The sequence below is a fragment of the Clostridium puniceum genome, from assembly GCF_002006345.1.
GTDB classification, from domain to species: Bacteria; Bacillota; Clostridia; order Clostridiales; family Clostridiaceae; genus Clostridium; species Clostridium puniceum.
Genome location: NZ_LZZM01000159.1, coordinates 1 through 16,133, shown reverse-complemented (window position 1 = coordinate 16,133; position 16,133 = coordinate 1). Strand labels below are relative to the sequence as shown.

Here is a 16,133-nt window from a genome sequence, read left to right as displayed (position 1 = left end):
TGTATAAAAAGTGGATAATTATGTTTGCATATTCAAAATTAAGTTGGGAAAATATTATATCAATATTTTTGAAGGGGGTTTAAAATGCAGCAGATTAAAAATACCAAATCATTTTCCATACTTTGTGCTAAATATTTTGAGGAAAAGGAGTTTTGGATTAAGGAAATAAATGAAATTATTGATGAGGGAAGTATATTTGAATGTTTTCATATGAAAAGTTCAAAATTGAGTGGACAGTATGAAACTGAAAGTTTTATTTTAGATGATGATTTAAGAAGTAAGCTTAGGATTATGTCAAAAGATTTGCCGAAAACCACATTTATCATATTAAATACAATGGTGTCGATATTATTGTCTATGTATTCAGAAAAGAATAGAATAAGTTTTGCAATACCTTCTATGAGGTCTTTACAAGATAATAAAAATGAAGTTATACCTATTAGAGTTCAAATAGATAATCAAAAAAGTTTTAAAGATAATCTAATTAATATAGGGAAGACTTTTTCTAAATACATTAATAGTAGTGTATTGCCTTTAGAAGAATTAATTAAAGTATCTGATTCCATTAATAGTAGTTCTATAAAAGAACTGTATGAATTACTGTTGTTTTCAAATACAATTCATGAAAGGGACAGCTACGATAATTTTTATGGAATATTAAATTTCGAGAGTTTAATTTCTGATAATTGCATTAAAATTAAGGTTCATTATGATAATGGAGTTTTCTATAAATTTATTATTAAAGATCTTATAGAAAATTTTAAGCATGTGATTAGAACACTTTTGGAAAATTCAGATAGAAAAATATGTGATATTTCATTAATGAAAGAAAGGAAGATGAATGCAATTATTAATGAATTTAATAATACTGATTCGCCCATAGATTCCAGCAGTCTATTACATAGTTTCCTTGAGGAATGCGTTGATAAAAATCCAAGTAAGAATGCTATTTATTATGAAAATAAAGTCATTACATATCTTGAATTTGAAAATATGTCAAATAAAGTGGCTAATTTTCTGATAAATAACAATGTAAAAAAGAAGGAAATAGTTGCTGTTAAAATGAAAAAGTCACCAGAAATGCTGTCGGCAATGATGGGGATTTTAAAAGCAGGATGTTCATATTTACCAATAGATATAAACTGCCCTAATGAAAGATTGCAGCTTATTCAACAAGACAGTGGATTTGAAAAAATGATAGTTTTTGAAAAAAATAATTTAAGTGATTATAAAATTGAGTGTTTAAACATTACAGAAATGCTTGGGGAAAGTGATGAATATAATAAAAGACCATTAGTTAATATATCAAATGATGATATAGCTTATATTATTTATACATCAGGATCAACAGGAACACCAAAGGGTGTACCAATTAAACATAAATCTATTGTAAATAGATTAATTTGGATGAGAGATAAATATAGATTAAATGAGAAAGATTTTTTCTTACAGAAAACTCCTGTAACTTTTGATGTTTCATTATGGGAATTATTTCTTTGGACATTTTGCAAAAGCAAATTATGTATCGTAAGTGAAGGTCATGAAAAGTATCCTGAGAAATTAAGTAAATATTTCAATAAGCATAATATTACGGTTGTACATTTCGTACCAGCAATGTTAGATATGTTCCTACAATTTTATGAAGACGAGAAAGATATAGAATTTAAATCATTAAAATTCGTTTTTGTAAGTGGGGAAAAGCTTGCTATAAATTTATGTGAAAGATTTTACAAATCTGAATTATTTTATAATCATGTAAAATTAGTTAATTTATATGGTCCAACAGAAGCTGCAGTTGATGTAACTTATTTTAATGTGGAACGTGATCGTGTGTATGATTATATTCCGATTGGTAAGCCTATTGATAATACAAAAGTTTATATTATGAATAAACAATTAAAAATTCAACCTATAGGTATAATTGGAGATTTATATTTATCAGGAGTTTGTTTAACTCCTGGATATATTAATAATGAGGCGTTGAATAATGAAAAATTCATTGAGAACCCTTATATTAATGGAGAAATAATGTATAAAACTGGAGATACCTGTTCATTGGGAAGTGATGGGAATATTGTTTATCATGGACGAAGCGATTCTCAGATAAAACTTAGAGGGTATAGAATTGAACTTGGAGAAATAGAGCGTAGAATTGAAGAGTTATTTAATGTTAAAAGTATTGTGTTACCTCTAACAAATCCATCAACTGGGATAGTAGATTTATGTGCTTACTATAGTGGCATGAAAAAACTGAGCCTTAAAGATATGAAAGAAGAATTAAAAAAATTTTTACCAGATTATATGATACCAGAATATGTAGTTAAAATAGATAATATGCCTTTAACTACAAGTGGAAAAATAAATACAAGGGCATTACTAGCTCCGTTTAGAGAAATCATTAAGAATTCAAACTTTAATACTGAAAACAATATTATCAATAAAGTTAGAACTGCGTGGGCAGAAGTTCTTGGAATAAATGAAAACACTATAAAAATGGATGATAATTTTTTTGAAATAGGTGGACATTCATTAAAAGCAAGTGTAATTATATTGAAATTAAGGAAAATATTCAATGTGGTTTTATCCATAGAGGATATATTTGGATATTCTACTTTAGGTGAATTTTGTGATTATTTAATTCCGAAAATTAATTCTTCTCAAGACATTGAGGGTTATGAAATTAAAAGAGTAGATAAAAAAGACTACTACGCTCTTACTCCTTCGCAACAAAGGCTATATTTTATTCAGCAAATTGATGAAAGAGGTACTGGGTATAATATGTCAGGTTTCTTTGAAATAAAGGGAGAGTTTGATTATAAAAAAATAGAAACTAGTTTTATAAAAATTATTCGAAGGCATGAAGTATTAAGAACGGGTTTCAGAATGATAAATGATGTACCTAAGCAATTTATTATTGATGATTTTGAATTCAAGGTAGAGATTATGCAAGCAACTGAAGAAAATGTGCAAGTAAAATCAAGAGAATTTATAAAACCGTTTGAATTGGAGAGACCGCCTTTGATAAGAGTAGCATTAATCAAACTTTCTACAAATCACTATGTTATGGGAATTGATATGCATCATATAATTTCTGATGGTAGTTCATTGGGAATTATAGTTAATGAATTTATGAGTATTTATAATGAGGAAAAATTACCAAAATTAGAGATACAGTATAAAGATTTTGTTGAATGGCATAATGAGTATATCAAGTTAGATAAGTATAAAGAACAAGGTAAATATTGGAGTGAGTATCTATCCACAGAAATTCCTGATTCAAGTTTTCCTTTAGATTATGAAAGAAAATCTAAGGTTACGTTTAATGGAGACTTAATAGAGGGTAGAATTGAAAATTTAATTAAGCAAAATATAGATCAATATTGTATGAAAAACAATGTAACTAACTTTATGTTATATTTAGCAGTTTACAACATATTAATATCCAAATTTATAAATAAAGATGAGGTAATAGTTGGAATTCCTATTGCAGGTCGAAATAATCCAGACATTCAAAATTTGATAGGTATGTTCATAAATATGATTCCAATAAAAAACAGAGTTTGTGAAAAGCTTAGATTTGAAGAATACTTGCAGGAAATTAAGAAAAATGTGCTTCAAGCATTTAAGAATAAGGATTATTCCTTTGATGATATGGTTAAAAGCTTACAGGTAGAAAGAGATAATTCAAGAAATCCAATATTTGATAATGCGCTAGCGGTTCAGAATATGGAAATTGGAGATATTTGTATAGATGGACTTCAAATAACGCCATTTGATAGTGGATATAGAGAAGCTAAATTCGATACGTATTTTGAAATATATGATAAACAAGATTGCATAAATCTTAAGCTAGAGTACTCAACAGATATTTTTAAACGATCAAGCATGCAGCTTGTTATAGATAATTTTATTTCCATAATTAGACAAGTCATTGAAGAGACAGAAATAAATATAAATCAAATAGATATTAATTTGATTTATGAAAAAGCAGAAATAGTTGAACTAGAAGGTGAATTTGATTTTTAGTGTATATGAAATAGTACTAGGAGAGAGGCATGTATATGGATAATATTAAAAAAAACAATGAAGACAGAATAGTTTTGTTTGTTCTACCAATGCTGGATCCATTAATACCGCCACAAGGAGTGGTATTTATAAAGACTTATCTGAAAGAATTTGGATATGAAGCTAAGGTATGTGATGCCAATACTGATGATGAATTATTACAACTTTACTATGATTATTTTGAAATACTTAAACGTAATATTCCAGAAGAAAGGCAGGGAAATATTTTTAATATTGGTTTGGATGTTTGGAGAAATCACTTAATGGCATATATTAATAAAGTTGATGAAGGAGCTTATGACAAGCTTTTTGGGGAAATTATAAAAAATACATTTTTTATAGAAGCGGACAAGGATCTTAAATTGCAGTTAGATGGAATTGCAAAACTGTTTTTTTACAAAATAAAGGCATATGTAACTTCGTATGTTGAAGAATATAATTCTAAATATGTAGGGTTAAGTGCTTTTAAAGGAAATTTACCTGCATGTATATATGCAGCAAGAATTATTAAAAAACTTAATAAGGATATACAAGTTATTATAGGTGGAGGTGTTTTTGCAGATCAATTGGCTATAGGATCAGAAGATTTGGAATATTTCAAAAAATCTACAGAAGCGTATATTGATAAAATAATAATTGGAGAAGGAGAAAAACCATTTTTAAAAATTATAAGAGGAGAAAATGGGAATAAAAGGGTATTTACTCCTGATGATATGAATAATACTTTTATGAGCTTTTCTGAAATGAAAATCCCAGATATGGATGATTTGCATATTGATAAATATCAATATATGGCATCATTTGCGTCTGTTAGTTGCCCTTTTGAGTGTAGTTTTTGTAATGAAGTAAAGTATCATGGCAAATATAGAAAAAAGATGGTAGATAGTCTTTTAAATGAAAAAGTATTTCTCTACAACAAATATGGATTTCAGAACTTTTTTATGTTAGATGCATTACTAAATCCTATAGTAGATGAATTGTCAGAAAAAGTAAAAAAAAATAACTTACCATTCTATTATGATGCTTACTTAAGAGTAGAAAAATCTATTCCATATGAAAGAGCATTAAAGTGGAGAAATGGTGGATTTTATAGAGCGAGATTAGGCATAGAGAGCGGCTCTCAAAATGTCCTAGACATGATGGGAAAAAAGATAACTCCAGAGATGATTAGACAATCAGTTACTAACCTTGCCAATGCTGGTATTAAAACAACAACCTTTTGGGTTATTGGACATCCAGGTGAAACAGAAGAAGATTTTAATAAAACATTAGAACTTTTGGAAGAGTTAAAAGATTATATATGGCAGGCAGAATGCAATCCATTTACGTATCACTATACTGGCCAAACTTGTTCAGACATTTGGTCTGACAAAAGGAGATTAGTGTATAACGAAGAATACAGGGAAATGCTGATGTCACAAACATGGGCTTTAGATATATATCCTCAAAGAGAAATCATATATGACAGATTAAACAGGTTTGTTATGAAAAGAAAGGAATTAGGAATACCTGATCCGTATACTATAGTTGAAATTAATGAGGCTGACCAAAGATGGCATAGACTGCATTCAAATGCTGTTACTCCGTTATTAGAATTATTAGATTTCAGAAATAGATTCTTTAATCAAAAAATACAGCAATGTAATGCCGAAAATAATATGGAAGTAGATATTGATGATTTTAATTTTTAACATAGATTAAAAATCAGAGGTTATATTGAGGAGGAAATTATGACAGATAATAGACGAATTATATTAAACTCTCTTGTTAAAGAAAAGGAATTTTGGACTAAAAAATTAAATGGTGAACTAAAACATGCAACTCTGTCTTATGATACTAATGTGTTTAATGGAAAATATGATTATGAGGAAATCTTAATAGAAATACCAGAAAATATTTCAAATGAATTATATAGAATTAGTAATGGATCAGATAATAGATTGTTAATATTGTTAATATCATTTATTAGAATATTATACTTTAAATACGAAGGGTATGAAGATTCAATAATCGGTACCACTATATTAAAGCAAAAGGAAGAAAAACAGTTTATTAATACTGAAATACCATTAAGAATTCAAATAAATAATGATATGACTATTAAACAGACTATATTAGCGGCAAAGGATGCATTATTAAATGGCTTCAATAATCAAAACTTTCCTATAGATGAATTAGTTAATATGCTTGACTTTGGAGATAGTGAGGGTAATAAACTATTTGATATTTGTATTATTTTAAATGGAATTCAAGAATATTCATATATAAAAACCAAGTGTAATCTTATATATGAATTTATGAAGGAAGAAAAATTACTATTAAAGATACATTATAATAAGAATTTGTATTATAGAGAAAGAATACAGAAATATGCCAATCATTTTCTCAATGTAATTAATAATGTAATCAGTAATTTGGAAATCAAAATAGGAGAGGCAAATCATCTATCTAATGAGGAAGTTGACTTTATTATAAAGTCAGGTTCAGGAAGGTGCATTGAGAGAAAATTTAATAATTTAGTTGATCTGTTTAAAGAACAGGTAAAAAAAACACCCAATGAAATTGCTCTTATATTTGAAGATGAACTTTTAACTTACAAGGAACTTGACTATAAATCAGATCAGTTAGCTTACTTTTTAAGAAAAAATAATATTAGTGAAAATAAGAATGTAGCAATATGTATTGATAGATCATTTGAAATGATTATAGCCATAATAGCTGTACTTAAGGCTGGGGGGACATATATTCCTATTGATCCGTCTTATCCTAAAAAGAGAATTGATTTTTTAATCAAGGATAGTCAGCCAGAACTAGTTATTACATCTAAAAGAATAAAAGCATTGGAGAAATGCTGCATAAGTAATTTAATTAATATGGAAGACTTCGTTAGTGAATCTATACCAGAAATGGAATTAGAAAGTCCTAGTAGTGACAGTATCGCATACATTATTTATACTTCTGGCTCTACGGGAAATCCTAAGGGGGTTATGGTTAAGCATGAATCAATTTGTAATACAATTTCTTGGAGAGGTGAGTATTATAAGTTTAACTGCAATGATGCTATATTACAATTTCCATCGTTTTCTTTTGATAGTTCAATAGAAGACATTTTTACACCATTGACTAGTGGTTCTAAGCTTGTACTAATAAATGAAGCAAAAAGAATTGAAATTCCTTATTTATCAAATATTATTGAAAATAAGAATATAACACATGTTCTTCTTGTTCCTAGCATGTATAAAATGTTATTAACAGAGGTTCCTCATATGCTTAGTAAATTAAAACATATAACTGTAGCAGGGGAAAAAATTGGACTTGATGTTGTAAAACAGCATTTTAAAATGCTGATTAATACAGAATTGCATAATGAATATGGACCAACAGAAAATAGTGTCTGTTCAACTGTTCATAAATTTAATATAGAAGATGAATATGTCTATATTGGAAAGGCAATAGACAATATAGGATTTATATTAATTAATGATATGGGGGAAATTGTTCCATTAGGGAACTGGGGAGAATTATGCGTTTATGGATTAGGACTAGCAAAAGGTTATTATAATAACACTGAAATGACTCAAGAAAAATTTGTGGAATTTAATAAATTTGGGATAGTCAATATTTATAAAACAGGTGATATTGCAAAGTTACATTCTAATGGAGAATTAGAATACTACGAAAGAAAAGATGCACAAGTAAAGATTAGAGGGTTTAGATTAGAACTTTCAGAAGTAGAAAAAAATATAACAAAAATTCAATGCATTCAGGATGCAGTTGTTATAATAAATGATACAGATTCAAATGATAAATATATATCAGCATTTGTAACTTCAAATGAACAAATATCACCAGAATTAATTATAAAGGAATTGGAAATGGCTCTACCAGGCTATATGATTCCACAGAGAATTTCTCAGATCGATAAAATACCATTACTACCAAATGGGAAAGTAGATAAGAAGGGTCTTTTACTTATGGAGATAATTCCTAAAGATGTGGAATTTGCAATACCGAGAAATGATATTGAAAAGAAGCTTGTTGATTTATGGAAGGATATTTTAAACATAAATAGTGATATAAGCGTTAAAGATAATTTCTTCAAGTTGGGAGGGCATTCCCTTAAAGCTACTTCATTAGCATCAAGGATTAAATCTGAGTTCAAAAAGTCAATATCATTAGTGGAAATATTTAAAGAACCTACTATAGAAGCGATAGGAAAACTAATTGAACAAACACAGTATATAAAAAATAAAGATATAATCATATCTGAGAAGAAAGATTTTTATCCATTATCTTCTTCTCAAAGAAGAATTTTTGTTTTAAATGAAATAACGGATGAAAATTTAAATTATAATATACCAATTGTTTTAAAACTATATGGAAAATTAGAATATTTTCAAATTGAGAGTGCCATTAACAAGTTAATAAAAAGACATGAAATTTTAAGGACAAGCTTTGATATTATTAAGGGAGAGCCTGTACAAATAATTCATGATGACATACAACTTAAGATTACAAGAAAAACAATTTTAGAAAAGGATCTTATTAATGAAATAGATGAGTTCCTTAAGCCTTTTGATTTGAGAAAATGTCCATTATTTAAGGTAGGATTATTTACAATTGATGAAGAAAATCACGCTTTAGTAATTGATATTCATCATATTGTTTCAGATGGATTTTCTATGAATATAATAACAAAGGAATTTGTAGAATTTTATAATGGGAAAGAATTGGAACCTTTAACATTACAATATAAGGATTATGTATTATGGCAGCAAAATTTAAAAAAATCCAGTGAAAAACAAAAACAATATTGGCTTAATGAATTTTCTGGCATATTGCCAAAGTTAAATTTACCAACAGATTATGAACGACCTGCGATACAATCATTTGCTGGGGAAAGTATTACTTATTATTTAAGTAAAGAATTAACAGCTGGATTGAAAAATGCAGCAGTAGATAGGAGAAGCTCATTATTCATGATTTTATTAGCCTCATATTATGTGTTGCTTCATAAATATACTGGTGAAGATGATTTTATTGTAGGAACGCCAATTGCTGGAAGATCAGATAGTGAATTTGAAAAATTGGTTGGGGTATTTATTAATACTTTAGCTTTAAGACAAAAGATAGATCCTAATAAAACATTTAATGAATTACTTGGTGAGGTACGTGAAAAGACCTTATCAGCATATGAAAATCAAGATTATCAATTCGAAGAATTATTAGATGATTTAAAGATAATAAGAGATAAAAGTAGAAATGTGTTATTTGATACAATGTTTGCAATGCAAAGTTTTGATATAACAAAATCTGAAATAAATAACTTGAAATTTGAAAATTTTGAGTTTGATAAGAAGAATACAAAATTTGATTTGACTGTAAATGCCTATGAGATAAATGATGAATTATGTTTAAATTTTTCATACTGCACAGGATTATTTAAAAAAGAAACTATTGAGAAATTGGCTGTTAAATATATTGAAATTCTTAAACAATTAAAATCTTTTGATACTCCTATTAAAAATATAAGTATTATATCAGAAGCAGAAGTATCGTTGATTCTAAATAACTTTAACTCAAACGGCATAGAATATAATACGTTAGATTCAATTGTTGACAGATTTAAATATATAGCAAGACAATATCCTGATAGAAATGCTATAACTTTTGACGGTTGCAGCATGAAGTATGATGAACTCGATGTTAAATCTGATGAATTGGCAGAAGGCTTAAAATCTAGAGGAATATATATTAATTCAAGAGTTGGATTAATATATAAACCTTCTTTAGATACTATAACTGCAATATTAGGAGTTTTAAAGGCGGGAGCGTCTTATGTTCCTATTGATCCAACTACGCCACAAAAGAGATTAAGGGAAATAATAAAAACTTCATCAATTCAATTGATATTAACAAATGAAATAAGTATGAAGGATATATCTATTCTAAATTTAAAAAATATTTTTGGAAGAAGCTGCATTATTCATAAGACTGATAGCAGGCCACCTATAGTGAATCTTGATGAATTACCATTTCCAGATAGATCTATGATAGATTATGAAAAATATAATAAATATATAGGTCAATCACTAATTAAAGATGGTGTTTCAATGATATCTTCAAGAGGATGTCCATTTAATTGTGCTTATTGTCATAAAATTTGGCCTAAGAAGCAGATTTGCAGATCAGCTAATAATGTATTTGAAGAAATGCAAATGTATTATAAAATTGGGTTGAAAAAGTTTGTATTTTTAGACGATGTATTTAATTTTAATGTACAGAATAGTAAAAAAATATTTGAATTAATTATTGAAAATAATATGGATGTTCAATTATTCCTTTGTATAAGAGGAGATATATTGACAGAAGAATATATTGATTTGATGGTGAGAGCAGGTACTGTAAGAGTTGCATTGGCCCTTGAAACTGCTTCAGAACGTTTGCAAAAGTTAATAAGTAAAAATCTGAAACTTGATAAATTTAAAAGAAATGTCGAATATATTGCTAAGAAATACCCTAATATCATATTAGAAGTTAATACAATGCATGGTTTTCCAACAGAGACTGAGGAGGAAGCAAGAGCGACTCTTGAATTTATAAAAGACATTAAGTGGATTCACTTCCCATATGTAAATATATTAAAAATTTATGCTAATACAAACATGGAAAGACTAGCAATTGAAAATGGTATAAAAAATGAAGATATACAAGCTTCAAGTGCTATGGCATATCATGAATTGCCGCTAACACTTCCATTTGATAAGAAATTTACTTTAAAGTATCAGACAGATTTTTTAAATGAATACTTTTTAAATAAGGAAAGATTGTTGCATGTACTTCCTCATCAATTAAAACTTTTAACCGAAGATGAAATAGTACAAAAATACGATAGTTATTTATCTCAAAGTATTAGGAGTCTTGATGAGCTATTTAAAGTGTTAAATGTAACACGAGAAGAATTAAGCCTTGTAGAAACTAATAAAGATTTATCTTGTGAAGGTTTAAACGAAAAATTAAAAGGTTTATTTAAGCATGGTGAAGTTAAAAAAGATGCGGTAAAAATATTATTTCTTGATTTAACACAATATTTTTCTAAGGATTCTGAAAATATGATGTATGATGTAGTTGAAGTTCCATTAGGCCAATTATACGTGATGTCATATTTAAAAGAAAAATATGGGGATGCAGTAGATGGAAAAGTTTTAAAATCTAGAATTGATTTTAATTCATATAAAGAACTTCTTAAATTTATAAAAGATTATAATCCAGACATTATAGGAATGAGAACTTTAACGTTTTATAGAGAGTTTTATCATAAGACAGCGGCAGTAATTAAAAGTAAGTTCCCAGACATTCCAATTTTTGCTGGAGGCCCTTATGCTACTAGTGATTTTAATACTCTGCTTTTAGATTCAAACTTTGATTTTTCCATACTAGGGGAAGGCGAAGAAACTATATCTGAAATTGTTGACGTAATGATTAAAAACCACAAACATATTTTAACTCAAAAAGAATTAAATGAAGTTAAGGGAGTGGCATTTTTAAATAGCGAAAAGGAAAAAGATGATGTAGATTTAATTTATATGGATTTTTATATGGGACCAAAAGATAATACCTCAAATAAGTTTGTTGCAGTAGAACAAGAGATAAGGAAAGATAATGAGGCTTATGTTATCTATACTTCGGGCTCAAGTGGCGTTCCAAAAGGTGTCTCAGTTTCTCATGGAAATGTATTGAATTTGGTAGAAGGTCTAAATGAGAGAGTATATAATGATATTCCTAGTGGTGCAAATATAAGTATGATATCACCTTACTATTTTGATGCTTCGATAAAGCAGATTTTTGCAGCACTATTAAATGGTCATCATCTTCATATATTACCTGAAAATTTGAAATATGATGGTAAGAAGCTGTATGAGTATTATGTTAAAAATATGATAGACGTAACAGATGGAACACCTAATCATATTAGCTTTATAACTGAGTCAAATCAGTATTTAGAAAGTTCTAATATCAAGAAGATGTTGATAGGTGGAGAAACATTAAACGGTAAAACAGTAAAATCATTTTACAATAAGATGGAATGTGGAGAAGATGTTAAGTATCCATTGATAATAAATGTATATGGTCCAACCGAGTGTACAGTTGATTCTACTTATTTTGAAGTAAATCACGAAAATTATAAATACTATACTAATATTCCAATTGGAAAACCTATGCCTAATTATAAAATTCTAATTTTGGATAAACACAATAATATTCTGCCAGTAGGAATAACAGGAGAAATTTGTATTTTTGGTAAGGGTGTTACAAATGGATATATAAATAGTAAGGAATTAACACAAGAGAAGTTTGTAAGAAGTAAATATTTTAATGGAAGTTTAATGTACAAAACTGGAGATATAGGAAAGTGGCTTCCAAGTGGTGATATATTGTTTATAGGAAGAAAAGACAGCCAAGTAAAAATTAGAGGTTTAAGAATAGATCTTAGTGATATTGAAAGAAATATTCTAGAATTAAACGAGGTATCAAGAGTTGTAGTAGAGGTATCAGATGACGTTAATGAAAGAATTATAGCGTATCTAATATTAAACAATGAATCAACACTAGAAAGCATTAGAAGAAAATTAAAAGAAAGATTACCAGCATATATGCTTCCCAATGAATACGTGATTTTAGATAAATTTAAATTTAATGCCAATGGTAAGATTGATAAAAGGTATATGAAGGAATTTAAAAATTCAAAGTCTAAACTAAATCATAATATAAAAGCCAGTGACGAGGTTGAAAGGGAATTACTAAAATATGTTGAGGAAATACTAAATTGGAAAAGTATATCACCGTTAGATGACCTATTCGAAATAGGAGCTAACTCTTTAACAATAATTAATCTTTGTACATTCATTTATAAAAAATTTAATATTGAAGTACCTATAATTAAAATATTCAAAGAACCAAACATAAGAAATATTCGTGGACTCATAAAAAATAAATCCCATAAAAGTTTTTATCTAGAATTCAATAAAAACTTTAAAGAAAAAATATTCTGTTTTCCTGATATCATAGGCATGGCTTCAGCTTATTTAAATATTGCTAAGTATATTGATTATAATATGATTTGTTTCGATTATGTAGAGCGTGATGACCTAGTTAGTTTCTATACTGAACAAATAAAAAAATTACAAATAGAAGGTAGTTATAATTTAATTGGTTATTCTGCAGGAGGCGGTATCGCATTTGAAGTAGCCAAAAGACTTGAATCAGAGGGATACACTGTAGAAAAAATAATTCTTTTTGATTCTTATAGAAAGGCAAAACAATTAGAATTTTCAGAGCATGTGATAGAAAGTAGGATAAACAACTATCTTGAAAGTATTGGTTTAGAAGTTAATAATATTTATCTCGAAGGAATGAAAAGAGGAATATTATGCTATCACAAATATTATTATAAAATGATTAATGAAGGACAAGTACGTTCACATATACATTTAATTTCCGCAAATAATAGAAATGAAAATGATGTATATACAGGGTGGTGTGATATGACAAATGCTTCTTATCATGTGTATGACGGGCATGGAGAACATATTAATATGTTAAATCCTGAAAATAGCAAATTTAACGCAGATATAGCAAAGATAATACTTGAACAAAAATAATATGTTTTAAGTACAACAGAATAGGAGTAAAATATGGGCGAGAAAGAGGCATTTAATGAGTTTCCAGTAATTGAAACTGAAAGACTAAAACTTAGGTCAATGACAAGCAAAGATTCACAGAATGTATTTGGTATACTTTCATCCGAGATTGTTACTAAATACTATGGAATCTATCCTATGAAGGATATATCAGAGGCAGAGATTCTCATTGAGAAATTTGATCAATCTTTTAATGCGGGTAATGCTATTCGATGGGGAATTGAATTAAAAAAGTTTAATAAAATAATTGGAACTTGTGGATATCATAATTGGAGTAAAAGACATTTTAGAGCAGAAATAGGTTATGAAGTAAATAGTAGTTTTTGGGGAAATGGATATGCAAAAGAAGCGATTTCATCAATAATACATTATGGATTTAATAAAATGAATTTAGAGAGAATAGAAGCTGTCGTGTATCCCGAGAATAAAGCTTCAGAAAATATGTTAAAAAAAATGAACTTTGTTTATGAAGGCTATTTAAGAAAATATGTATATTTTAGAGATAAGCATCAAGATTTAAATATGTTTTCATTAATAAAATAAGTGTTATTTGTAATTCAAAGGTAAGTTAAAATTGTCTTACGATAAAATTAATTAATAGAAAATGGGATAGTTTTGAATATGAAGCCGTAAGACTAATTAGATGTTATAATCACATGTAAGAGATAAGATTAAATTATGGATGAAGTTAATAGACTAAATATTAAGATAGGTTCTAAAGTTTTAGTTTAATTTCTTTTAGAATTTTCAAACCAATTTTTATTAAAATATAAAATTTAAATTACGATTTATGCATTAAATAGATCGAAAATTTAGAAGTAACAGATGAGTATGCTTATCTGTTATTTTTTATATAAAGTAAATTTTGTGTCAAATTTTTGAGAAATTTAGAACTACTTGTTATATTATTTCTGCTTATGGTAACACTAATTTTGAAAGGAGGTAGTAAAATGAAAAATAGAATGAAGCGAATTTTATCTTTTACTTTGATATTTATTCTTACGATATTAGTATTGCCAATTAACATAGCTAATGCAATAGACACAGAGGATAAAGTTAAATCTGATGGAACAAATATAGAAGCAAAGTCAGCCTTACTTATGGAACCTATGAGTGGCAAGATACTTTATGAAAAAAATGCAGATGAAAAATTTGCACCCGCATCAGTAACAAAAGTTATGACTATGTTATTGACAATGGAGGCTGTAGACAGTGGCAAAATTAAATTGGAGGATAAGGTAACCTGCAGTGAAAATGCTAAGAAAATGGGTGGAAGTACAATGCTTTTGGATACTGGAGAAATAAGAACAGTAGAAGAACTGCTAAAAGGTGTTGCAATAGCGTCAGGTAACGATGCAGCAGTTGCACTTGCTGAATATCTTGGAGGTACAGAAGCAGATTTTGTTAATATTATGAACAAAAGAGCACAAGAGATAGGAATGAGTAATACTACTTTTAAAAATTGCAATGGTTTACCAGCAGAAGGACATTTATCTACAGCAAAAGATATAGCAATAATGTCTAAGGAATTATTAAAACATCCAATAGTTTTAAAATACACTGGCACTTATATGGATTCTATATCAGAAGGTAGAAAATCTCCAATAGAACTTGTAAATCATAATAAATTAGTTAGATTTTTTGAAGGCTGTGATGGATTAAAAACAGGATTTACAGATGAAGCTAAATATTGTATTAGTGCAACAGCAACAAGAAATGGTGTAAGAATGTTATCTGTAATCATGGGTGCTCCAACTTATAAAATAAGAAATCGTGATGCAGGAGTTTTACTTAATTATGGATTTTCAAAATATGAAGGTAAAAAACTTGTATCAAAGGATGAACAAATAGATAAGGTATTTATGGATGAACAAACTGATAAATTCTTTATGGCAATGGCAAAAAATGATTTAAATGTTATATTACCAAAGGGGGTAAATAAAGAATTAGAAAAGAAAATTGTCATTGGTGAACTAAAGAAGGAATATAAAGCAGGAGATATAGTTGGAAAATATGAAGTTTATTTAGGAGATGAAAAAGTTGGAGAAGTAGAAATATATTGTGATAGAGATATAAAGAAAGGCAATATATTTGATAATATTAAATACAATATTAAAAATTTATTTGAAAAAGGGGTATAAAAATAATTGTATTTTTATATTGAATACTAATTCTTATGCTTTTATAGAATAGACTTAAATAAGGAATACTAAAAAACATAGCTCAATAAAAGAAATTAATCTTAATTATTGGGCTATGTTTTATTATGTATATATGCTGTAATTAAATTTCTACATATATTATTTGCAGATGATTATAATTACAAGTTTTAGATGTAAATTTATTATTGCAATACATATATTATAG

5 protein-coding genes are annotated in these 16,133 nt (G+C 27.7%); all 5 read left to right on the top strand.

The genetic code is table 11. The features are described from left to right. Positions 1-84: 84 nt before the first annotated feature. Positions 85-4,026 (top strand): non-ribosomal peptide synthetase, encoded by a 3,942-nt coding sequence (locus CLPUN_RS12565; RefSeq protein WP_077847622.1) that lies wholly within the window; start codon positions 85-87, stop codon positions 4,024-4,026. Between the two features lie 35 nt (positions 4,027-4,061). Beyond that, positions 4,062-5,756 carry a B12-binding domain-containing radical SAM protein gene (locus CLPUN_RS12560; RefSeq protein WP_158078761.1) on the top strand — a complete coding sequence of 565 codons (1,695 nt, stop codon included), beginning with the start codon at positions 4,062-4,064 and terminating at the stop codon, positions 5,754-5,756. Positions 5,757-5,795: 39 nt separating this feature from the next. Beyond that, positions 5,796-13,727, top strand: a complete 7,932-nt coding sequence (locus CLPUN_RS12555; protein ID WP_077847620.1) for a non-ribosomal peptide synthetase — start codon at positions 5,796-5,798, stop codon at positions 13,725-13,727. Positions 13,728-13,760: 33 nt separating this feature from the next. After that, positions 13,761-14,309 (top strand): GNAT family N-acetyltransferase, encoded by a 549-nt coding sequence (locus CLPUN_RS12550; RefSeq protein ID WP_077847619.1) that lies wholly within the window; start codon positions 13,761-13,763, stop codon positions 14,307-14,309. Positions 14,310-14,716: 407 nt separating this feature from the next. Continuing rightward, positions 14,717-15,907, top strand: coding sequence for a D-alanyl-D-alanine carboxypeptidase family protein (locus CLPUN_RS12545; protein WP_077847618.1), 1,191 nt, complete (start codon positions 14,717-14,719; stop codon positions 15,905-15,907). Positions 15,908-16,133 lie beyond the last annotated feature (226 nt).

What these genes read in the sequence shown, in the direction of transcription:
- CLPUN_RS12565 (WP_077847622.1), top strand. Translation starts at nt 85, where the DNA reads ATGCAGCAGATTAAAAATACCAAATCATTTTCCATACTTTGTGCTAAA.
- CLPUN_RS12560 (WP_158078761.1), top strand. Translation starts at nt 4,062, where the DNA reads ATGGATAATATTAAAAAAAACAATGAAGACAGAATAGTTTTGTTTGTT.
- CLPUN_RS12555 (WP_077847620.1), top strand. Translation starts at nt 5,796, where the DNA reads ATGACAGATAATAGACGAATTATATTAAACTCTCTTGTTAAAGAAAAG.
- CLPUN_RS12550 (WP_077847619.1), top strand. Translation starts at nt 13,761, where the DNA reads ATGGGCGAGAAAGAGGCATTTAATGAGTTTCCAGTAATTGAAACTGAA.
- CLPUN_RS12545 (WP_077847618.1), top strand. Translation starts at nt 14,717, where the DNA reads ATGAAAAATAGAATGAAGCGAATTTTATCTTTTACTTTGATATTTATT.